This window comes from Blastococcus sp. SYSU DS0973 (assembly GCF_054051055.1).
The window spans coordinates 1-5,747 of the sequence record NZ_JBJHAN010000019.1 but is presented as its reverse complement, the minus strand read 5'-3'; the positions used below and the strand labels follow the sequence as shown (position 1 = coordinate 5,747).

The window sequence follows — 5,747 nt, the reverse complement described above, 5'->3', positions numbered from 1 at the left end:
GAGCGTCTGACGACGCTCCGGGCCGTCACTTCGCCCGCCGCACGCGGGTTCATCCCCGACGGGTACCGACCACAGCGCAGCAGACGGAGCAGCGGTGACAGCCACCAGTCCCCCGCAGGAACCGACGGCTCCCCGAGCCGTACGCCGGCCCGGCGACCAGATCTTCTCCGGCAGCGCCAAGGGCGCCGGCATCCTCATCCTGGTCATCCTCGCCGGGGTGACCCTGTTCCTCCTCGCGGAGTCCTTCCCGGCGCTGACCGCGTCGGCGGAGGACCTCCCGGGGGAGGGGGGGCTGGTCTCCTACGTATGGCCGCTGATCTTCGGCACGCTGCTGTCCGCCACCATCGCGCTGCTGGTGGCCACCCCGCTCGCGGTGGGCATCGCGCTGTTCATCACCCACTACGCGCCGCGCCGGGTGGCCCAGGTCCTCGGCTACGTCGTCGACCTCCTGGCCGCCATCCCGAGCATCGTGTACGGCTTCTGGGGCATCGCCTGGCTCGCGCCGCGGCTCGTTCCCTTCTACCGCTGGCTCGAGGAGAACCTCGGCTTCATCCCGCTGTTCGCCGGGCCGGTCTCGGCCACGGGGCGGACGATGCTCACCATCGGTCTGGTCCTCGCGGTCATGATCCTGCCGATCGTCAGTGCCATCTCCCGCGAGGTCTTCACGCAGGTCCCGTCGCTGCACCGCGAGGCGGCGCTGGCCCTCGGCGCCACCCGCTGGGAGATGATCAAGATGGCAGTGATCCCCTACGGCAAGAGCGGCGTCATCGGCGGCGCCATGCTCGGCCTGGGGCGGGCGCTCGGCGAGACCATGGCGGTCGCCATCATCCTCTCCGGCTCGGCCGCGGGGATCACCTTCGCCCTGATCTCCAGCGCCAACCCGCAGACGATCGCGGCCAACATCGCACTGCAGTTCCCGGAGTCCACCGGGCTGGACGTCAACACGCTGATCGCCAGTGGCCTGGTGCTGTTCGTGATCACGCTCCTGGTCAACATGCTCGCCCGTTGGATCGTCAACCGCCGCGCCGACTTCTCCGGAGCCAACTGATGAGCACGTCGATCCAGCAGCGCACCTCGGGCGCCTCCGCCCCGGGCACGCCCCCCGAGCGGCGCGAGGACGGCCGGCTGCCCCGGTGGGCGCCCTGGGTCAGCTTCGCCGCGGCTCTGGCGCTGGCCGCACTCCTCGGCGCGCTGACCAGCCCGAACATCGTCCTGCTGGTCGTCTACACCGTCGTCCTGGGCACCGTCGTCCTGTACGTGGCTTCACGCGTCGTCGAGGGCCAGCGGCGGGCCGCGGACCGGCTGGTCACGTGCCTGGTGGTGACGGCGTTCGGGATCGCCATGGTCCCGCTGGTCTCGCTCGCCTACGAGGTCATCCGCCGCGGCGCCCAGCGGTTCGACGGCGAGTTCTTCGGCGCGTCCCTCCTCGGCGTGATCGGCGAGGGCGGCGGTGCCTACCACGCGATCATGGGCACTCTGATCATCACCTTGCTCACCACGCTCATCTCCGTGCCGATCGGCCTGATGACCGCCATCTACCTGGTCGAGTACGGCTCGGGCCGGCTCAAGCGGTCGATCACCTTCTTCGTCGACGTGATGACCGGGATCCCGTCGATCGTCGCGGGTCTCTTCGCCTACGCCCTGTTCGTCATCTTCTTCGGCCCGGGGATCCGGCTGGGCATCATGGGCGCCGTGGCCCTCTCGGTCCTGATGATCCCGGTCGTGGTGCGGTCGGCCGAAGAGGTGCTCAAGCTCGTCCCCAACGAACTGCGCGAGGCCGCCTATGCGCTCGGCGTGCCGAAGTGGCGGACCATCCTGAAGGTCGTCATCCCCACCGCGATCGCCGGCCTCGGGACCGGCGTCACGCTGGCCATCGCGCGGGTCATCGGCGAGACCGCACCGTTGCTCGTGACGGTCGGCATCACGAACGGCACCAATCTGAACCCGTTCGAGGGCCGCATGGCCACCCTGCCGGTCTACGCCTTCTACCAGCTGACCCAGCCGGGCGTCCCGCCCGAGGACGCCATCAACCGGGCCTGGACAGCGGCGCTGGTCCTCATCATGCTGGTGATGGGCCTCAATGTGGTCGCCCGCATGATCAGCCGCGTCTTCGCCCCCAAGACCAGCCGCTGAGCTTCATCCACCCAGGAAAGGGACCACTCGTGGCCAAGCGCATCGAGGTGTCGGATCTCGACATCTACTACGGCAAGTTCCTCGCCGTGCAGGGCGTGAACGTCTCCATCGAGCCGCGCAGCATCACGGCCCTGATCGGGCCGTCGGGCTGCGGCAAGTCGACGTTCCTGCGCGCGCTCAACCGCATGCACGAGGTCATCCCTGGCGCGCGGGTGGAGGGCAAGGTCGTCATGGACGGCCAGGACCTCTACGGCTCGGACTCCGACCCGGTGACCGTCCGCCGGCAGATCGGCATGGTGTTCCAGCGACCCAACCCCTTCCCGACGATGTCCATCTACGACAACGTCGCCGCCGGGATGCGCCTGAACTCGAAGAGGATGAAGAAGTCGGAGACCGACGAGCTCGTCGAGCGCTCGCTGCGCGGGGCCAACCTGTGGGACGAGGTCAAGGACCGCCTCGACCGCCCCGGCTCCGGCCTCTCCGGCGGTCAGCAGCAGCGGCTCTGCATCGCCCGCGCGATCGCCGTCGAGCCCGACGTGCTGCTGATGGACGAGCCCTGCTCGGCCCTGGACCCGATCTCCACGCTGGCGATCGAGGACCTGATGACCGAGCTCAAGGAGCGGTTCACGATCGTCATCGTCACGCACAACATGCAGCAGGCCGCGCGCGTGAGCGAGCAGACCGGCTTCTTCAACCTCAACGGGGTCGGCCAGCCGGGTCGGCTGATCGAGTTCAACCCGACCGAGAAGATCTTCAGCAACCCCGACGAGAAGGCGACCGAGGACTACATCTCCGGCCGCTTCGGGTGAACGAGGACCCCGTCGGACGGGGTCCCGCCCTCAGCAGCTGACCGTGGCCGCCTCCCGCTGGGGGGCGGCCACCGTCGTCTCCGCGGGCGGGTCGGCGGCCACCGGACCGCCGATCTCCACCGGCACGACGCCCGCGTAACCCGGGCCGATGACCAGCTGCACCGAGTCGCCCATCGAGTCGCTCGCCTGGAGCACCGACCCCGGCACGGCGGCGGCCAGGGTCCGCGCCTGCTCCAGCGCCGCCGGGCCGTGGCGCACCACGCTCTCGCTGACGGTTCCCGGCTCGTTGCCGACCGTCCCGATGCCGAAGCCCTGGCCGCGGAGGGCGTCGGCGACCGTCGCCGCCAGCCCGGTGGTGCCGGTGCCGTTGAGCACGTCGACGGTGATCTCCGCCGGCGGGGCGGTGAGCGGGGCGGGCGCGGCGGGGGCCTCCGGCTCGGGCGCGGCCTCCGCTGCAGCCGCCTGCTCGGCGCGCTGCGCCTCCAGCATCTCGGCCGGCAGCCGGGCGCCGTCGATGACCTCGTCGAACAGCGATCGGGTCGCCGTCGAATCGAGGATCACGTAGGCCTGGTCGGTGCCCGCTGGCACGTAACCGACCTGGGCGACCGGCAGCCCCGCCCGCTGCACCGCGTCACCCGACAGGTCGCCGAGCGTGCCGGCGAGCACCCGCAGGTCACCGAGCGTCGTCTGCTCGTCGAGTGTCAACGCCTCCGAGGCCCGGTCGAGGAAGCGGGTGAGGGTGACCGGGTCGAGCAACGTGTCCGCGGACATCGCCGCGCGCAGGGTCGAGGTGAGCAGCCGTTGGGCCCGCTCGGCCACGGCGGCGCCCGTGCTATCGGTCCCGCTGTCACCCGGCTGCAGGAAGCCCGACGCCGCGGTGCCGGAGAGCTCGGAGGGGCCGGCCGGTGGCGGGGTCGCCGCGGCCGCGATCGCGCCCGACGGCACGACGCAGACCGGGACGCCGCCCAGCGCATCCACCATTCCGGGCAGGTCGGCGAGGTCGACGCCGAGGTAGTGGTCGATCCGCAGGCCGGACAGCTGCTGGACGGCCCGGACCAGGCACGCCGGCCCGCCGTCGAGCAGCGCGCCGGCGAACGCTTCGGTGGCCGGGTTCCGGAGCTCACCGTCCGCCGTGCGACACGCGGGGGTGTCCACCAGCGCCGTGGGCGGCACGCTCACCAGCACGGCGCGGTCGCCCTCGGCCGCGACCGAGACCACCAGGGTGGCCACCGAGGCCGCCCCCGTCTGCCCCGGGATGCCGGTGCCGACGACGAGGTAGGTGTCGGCGGCCTCCTGCAGCTGCGGGGCCAGCACCTCGGGGCCGTCGACGGCGAGCGCGTCCACCCGGTCGATGCGCTGGTCGACGTAGAAGTAGAGGCCCAGGTGGTAGAGGAGGACGACGCCGACGATGCCGGCCAGGGCGATCGCCGCACGAGCGAGGCGGCGGCGCCCGGGACTTCGCGGCGGGCGGGCGGCGGCGGGACGGCGCACGGTGGCCCCCGACGGGAGCGGCGGGGCCAGCCCCGGCAGCGGAGGGATCGGGCCGCTGCGCCGGGAGGGACGCTCGTCGGGCGCCCAGGCCGCCGGCGACCGGCCGGGCGTCGGCGGCACCGGGGGCGGCCCGGGGTGCGCGCCGGGAACCGGTGGGAGGCCCGACCGGACCGGGGGCTCCTCGAGCCCGATCCCCGCGACGGGCGGGGCCCCCGCGTGCGCCGACGGCACCGGGGGCAGACCGGCCTGGGAGCCGGGCGGCCGGGCGGCGCCAGGTACCGGAGGCAGTCCCGCCTGCGCGGCGGGGACGTCCTCGGCACGGGCAGCAGTCCGGTCCGGGGCGGCGGTGGTCCCGCCGCGGTCTGCCGCTGGCCGACGTCCGGGCCGCCGCCTGCGCTCCTCCGCCTCCGCGGCGGTGGCGCGGCCGAGACCGCTGCTCCTGCCCGGCTCGACCGCGCCCCGGCGGGCGGCACGCCGGCCGCCGACCGCGCTGCCCTGCCGGGCGATCAGCTGCTCGACGGTGACCGGCTCGCCGGCGCCGCCCTGGGCCGCCCGCCCGCGGCGGGTGCGCCCGGGGACGTCGCCGTCGCCCGCGCCGTCCCGCGTCGGCTGGTCACCCACAGGTGTCGACACCTTCTCGTCGTCCGCTCGTCCCCGTCCGTCGCGCCACGATACGGGGCGATGCGCCCCGACCACGCCGACGCGCGGCAGCCTCGGACGCAACGGAGCAACCGAATGGTGGCCCACCGGCGCACTGCGTAGCGTTCGCCGGGTGCGCATCCCCTCCGTGCCCGGCCCCTCCGACGTGTTCGCGCTGGTAGGGGGCGTGCGCGAGGGCCTCGGCGACGCTCTCGCCCTTGTGCCCCGCGCCGCCGCCGCGCTCGGTCGCATGGAGGAGCTGCTGGAGCGGGTCTCCGGCGCGGTCGACCGGGTCGAGACGCTGCTGGACCGGGCCGACGGGGCGATCACGCGCCTGGACACGACGCGCTCGCGGGCCGACGAGGCGATCGAAGGCGTCGGGGCGACCCGGCAACGCGCCGAGGACGCCATCACCGACATGGGCCAGACCCGGCAACGCGCCGAGGACGCCATCACCGACATGAGCGAGACCCGGCAACGCGCCGAGGACGCCATCACCGACATGGGCCAGACCCGGCAACGCGCCGACGACGCCATCACCGACATGGGCCAGACCCGGCAACGCGCCGACGACGCCATCACCGACATGAGCCAGACCCGGCAACGCGCCGACGACGCCATCACCGACATGAGCCAGACCCGGCAACGCGCCGACGACGCCATCACCGACATGAG

At 73.2% G+C, this 5,747-nt stretch carries 4 protein-coding genes and 1 pseudogene; 4 read left to right on the top strand and 1 reads right to left on the bottom strand.

The features are described from left to right. Nucleotides 1-94: 94 nt before the first annotated feature. The 3 genes from pstC to pstB are packed head-to-tail and all read left to right on the top strand — an operon-like array spanning nucleotide 95 to nucleotide 2,942. Nucleotides 95-1,048, top strand: coding sequence for a phosphate ABC transporter permease subunit PstC (gene pstC, locus ACI791_RS17875; protein WP_347058155.1), 954 nt, complete (start codon nucleotides 95-97; stop codon nucleotides 1,046-1,048). After that, complete coding sequence (pstA, locus tag ACI791_RS17870) at nucleotides 1,048-2,133, top strand: phosphate ABC transporter permease PstA (protein WP_456587262.1); 1,086 nt, start codon at nucleotides 1,048-1,050, stop codon at nucleotides 2,131-2,133. Before pstC ends, pstA begins: the two co-directional genes overlap by 1 nt. Nucleotides 2,134-2,162: 29 nt before the next feature. Beyond that, nucleotides 2,163-2,942: a phosphate ABC transporter ATP-binding protein PstB gene (gene pstB, locus ACI791_RS17865; protein WP_456587261.1), complete on the top strand. Its 780-nt coding sequence runs from the start codon at nucleotides 2,163-2,165 to the stop codon at nucleotides 2,940-2,942. Between the two features lie 30 nt (nucleotides 2,943-2,972). On the opposite strand, the gene ACI791_RS17860 is transcribed toward pstB, so the two are convergent. After that, nucleotides 2,973-5,054, bottom strand: a complete 2,082-nt coding sequence (locus tag ACI791_RS17860) for an LCP family protein (protein ID WP_456587260.1) — start codon at nucleotides 5,052-5,054, stop codon at nucleotides 2,973-2,975. 268 nt (nucleotides 5,055-5,322) lie between these two features. Between ACI791_RS17860 and ACI791_RS17855 the strand changes: the two are divergent. Continuing rightward, nucleotides 5,323-5,747 (top strand): annotated as a pseudogene (locus ACI791_RS17855) (hypothetical protein); the annotation flags it as partial.